Here is a 3,163-nt window from a genome sequence, read left to right on the forward strand (position 1 = left end):
CGGGCCGCCGCGACCAGGAGTGGAGCCTGCTCACCGCGGCGCCGGCATGGCTGCCGCGCCCGGTGGACGTCAGGCCCGGCTCTCCGGGCCGAGCAGGTGGCGACCGATGACCACGCGCTGGATCTGGTTGGTGCCCTCCACGATCTGCAGGACCTTCGCCTCGCGCATGTAGCGCTCGACGGGGAAGTCGGCCGTGTAGCCGTACCCGCCGAGGACCTGCACGGCGTCGGTGGTGACCTTCATGGCCGCGTCCGTGCAGAACAGCTTGGCCATCGCGGCCTGCCGCGCGTACGGCAGGCCGGCGTCCCGCAGCCGGGCGGCGGTCAGGTACAGGGCACGCCCGGCCTCGATCTGGGTGGCCATGTCGGCCAGCATGAAGCGCAGTCCCTGGAAGTCGCCGATGGGCCGCCCGAACTGCCGGCGGTCCAGGGCGTAGGCCGTCGCCGCGTCGAGCGCGGCCTGGGCGACGCCGACGGCGCAGGCGGCGATGCCGAGGCGGCCGCCGTCCAGGGCGGAGAGGGCGATGGAGAAGCCCTGGCCCTCCTCGCCGATGCGGCGGGCGTCGGGGACGCGGACGCCGTCGAAGTGGAGCTGGGCGGTGGGCGAGCCCTTCATGCCCATCTTCTTCTCCGGCACGGCGGCGGTCAGCCCCTCGGCGTCGCCGGGCACCAGGAAGGCGGTGACGCCGCGGGGGCCCTCGGCGCCGGTGCGTGCCATGACCGTGTAGAAGTCGGCGATGCCGCCGTGGGTGATCCACGCCTTGGTGCCGGTGATGACCCAGTCGTCGCCGTCGCGGACGGCCTTCGTGCGGAGGGAGGCGGCGTCCGAGCCGGACGCGGGCTCGGACAGGCAGTAGCCGCCGAGCAGGCCGCCGCCCAGCATCGCCGGCAGATGCTCGGCCTGCTGGTCCTTCGTGCCGTATCCGGCCAGGGCGTGGCAGGCGAGGCTGTGCACGCTGACGCCGAGGCCGACGGTCAGGCGGGCGGCGGCGAGCTCCTCCAGGACCTGCAGGTAGACCTCGTAGGGCTGGTCGCCGCCGCCGTGGGCGGAGTCGTACGGCAGACCGAGCAGGCCCGCGTCGGAGAGCAGGGAGAAGGTCTCGCGGGGGAAGCGGCCCGCGTCCTCCTCCTCGGCGGCCTTGGGCGCGACCTCTCCCTGGACGATGTCGCGGACCAGGGTGATCAGGTCCCTGGCCTCCTCGGTGGGCAGCTGGCGTTCCACCGGCTGCGGGGCGCGGTCGGGCATAGCGGCGCTCTCCTCCCTTGTCGGGCGCTGCGGCGGGCCTGCCCGAGGGTTGAGGCGGCGCCGCCGTGTCTCACCACAGTGCCGATGCTGCCTGTCCGGATCACGGAAAGCGGCAGATCAGCGGCTGTGGCGGCATGAGTATGCCCGATCGGGTGGCGTACGTCGATAACGATCGTTCACATCACCGGGAAGGGGCGGCCCGGTCGGGGGGTCAGAGCAGTCCGAGGCGGGTGACGAGCATCGCGACGGCCACGACGAGCACCCAGCCGAGCACCCGCTCGGCCGGCTCCGGGCCGTCGTCGCGGGGGCCGCCGGTGCGGGCGCGGCGGAGGACGAGGGAGGCGGCGGCTGCGGTCATGGGGTTCTCGCTCTGCTGGTCCTGGGCGTACGGGTGTGCGTGCTCCCCCCGGAACACCTTGCCAGCAGGCGGGCGCCGCGCGGGAGAGACGTTGCTCACGCCGGCGCCCGCGCCGTGTGCCGTGAGGCGCGTGCCGTCAGCGGACCCCGACCGCCGCGAGGACGCGGAGCTGGGCGGCCGTGGCGTCGTCGGGCCAGTACAGGTAGCAGACCCCACCGGTGCCGGAGACCACGGTGCCCGCGGTGTTGCGGCGCCTGGTCCGCAGCCAGACGTTCTCGAACGCGCGGCGCGGGTACACCCGGCGGACGCGGGCGTTGTCCGGGGCGCCCGGGTCGTTGGCGACGACGTCGCCGTCCGCGGTGAAACCGGTCACCGCCATCAGGTGGCCGGCGGTGCCGTAGCCGGCGCCGGGCAGTTCGTGCGCGAGGAACGACTGGGACGTGATGACCGGGATGCCTGCCTCGACCAGTGCCTCCGCGTCGGCGAGGGACCCGAGCCGGGTGACGACCCCGTTGAGGCCCTCGTACGTCGCGGCGTACGCGGCGTTGAAGGGCCAGTTGCCGCAGCCCGCGTACTGGTGGTCGTAGGTGGTCCGGGCGGCGTGGCAGACCTGGGGATCGGTGTACTCCGGGCGCACCCAGGACAGCTGGGCGGGGGTGGGGCGACGGCCCCAGTACTCGACGACCATCTGCGAGGCGGTGGGGCTGCACCACGCCTCTCCCCCGTTGTCGTACTCCGGGTACCGCCCGGCGTGCACGTTCTGCGAGTAGCGCGGCACCGGAAGTTCGCGGGCGACGCGCGCCGGGGCCGGAGGCACGGTGAAGCGGTCCGGGAGCGCGGACGCCATCGCGCCGAGCCGCCGCACGGTCGGGGTGCGGCCGCTGCCGGGCGCCCGGTGCAGAGTGAGCCTCAGCCGGTACGACTCCACCCGCGGCCCGCCCGCCCGGTCCTCGACGGCCAGGGTGTCGGTCCACACGCTGCTGCGGCCGTCGCCCTGCCCGTCGACGGAGGTGCGCCGGATGTCGGCGTCGCCGGCCGCCCAGCGGCCCATCACGTACCACGGCGAGTCGGCGCCGTCCGGGTAGCGGCAGCAGAGTTCGACGGTGATCCAGGTGCCGGCGGGGGTGTCGGCGTTCCAGGAGGCGACGACCTCGGTTGCCGGCAGGGCCGGGGTGTGCCGGGGCGAGGTCCAGGTGGCGTACTCCCAGGCGGCGGTGCGCCCGGTGTGCGGGTCGGTGTGCGGGGCCGTGCCGACCGGGGCGTCGAGCACCAGCCCGGCTCGGCACCCCGAGGTGACCCGGACGCCGCGGCCGCTGCCGGAGGCCCAGTCGGCGGCGGAGGTCCAGAAGCGGTTGTCGACCGGAGGCACGGGGGCGGCCCCCGGGAGGGGCGCGGGCCCCGGCCCGGAGGACGGGGCGGCGCCCGCGGGCGCCGCGGGGAGTGCGGCGCCGGCGGCGGCGAGGGCGGCCGCCGCGAGGACGCTGCGGCGGGAGGCGGGACGGGGAGCGGGACCGGTCATGGGTGAACCCCCGGGGGTGGCGCGGGCGACTGGGGCGGGGG

The 3,163-nt window shown here is 75.6% G+C and carries 3 protein-coding genes; all 3 read right to left on the reverse strand.

Features of this window, described 5'->3' with window-relative positions; translation table 11 throughout:
- Positions 1 to 69 precede the first annotated feature (69 nt).
- The 3 genes from BJP40_RS12290 to BJP40_RS12300 all read right to left on the reverse strand — a co-directional run bounded on the left by BJP40_RS12290 (position 70) and on the right by BJP40_RS12300 (position 3,122).
- Positions 70 to 1,245 (reverse strand): acyl-CoA dehydrogenase family protein, encoded by a 1,176-nt coding sequence (locus tag BJP40_RS12290; RefSeq protein ID WP_071280400.1) that lies wholly within the window; start codon positions 1,243 to 1,245, stop codon positions 70 to 72.
- 211 nt (positions 1,246 to 1,456) lie between these two features.
- Positions 1,457 to 1,702 (reverse strand): SCO1431 family membrane protein, encoded by a 246-nt coding sequence (locus tag BJP40_RS36285; protein WP_236244384.1) that lies wholly within the window; start codon positions 1,700 to 1,702, stop codon positions 1,457 to 1,459.
- A gap of 37 nt (positions 1,703 to 1,739) precedes the next feature.
- Positions 1,740 to 3,122, reverse strand: a complete 1,383-nt coding sequence (locus tag BJP40_RS12300) for a peptidase C39 family protein (protein ID WP_071280401.1) — start codon at positions 3,120 to 3,122, stop codon at positions 1,740 to 1,742.
- Positions 3,123 to 3,163: the final 41 nt, after the last annotated feature.

This window comes from Streptomyces sp. CC53 (genome assembly GCF_001865245.1).
GTDB lineage: Bacteria > Actinomycetota > Actinomycetes > Streptomycetales > Streptomycetaceae > Streptomyces.

What these genes read in the sequence shown, in the direction of transcription:
- BJP40_RS12290 (WP_071280400.1), bottom strand. Translation starts at nt 1,245, where the DNA reads ATGCCCGACCGCGCCCCGCAGCCGGTGGAACGCCAGCTGCCCACCGAG.
- BJP40_RS12300 (WP_071280401.1), bottom strand. Translation starts at nt 3,122, where the DNA reads ATGACCGGTCCCGCTCCCCGTCCCGCCTCCCGCCGCAGCGTCCTCGCG.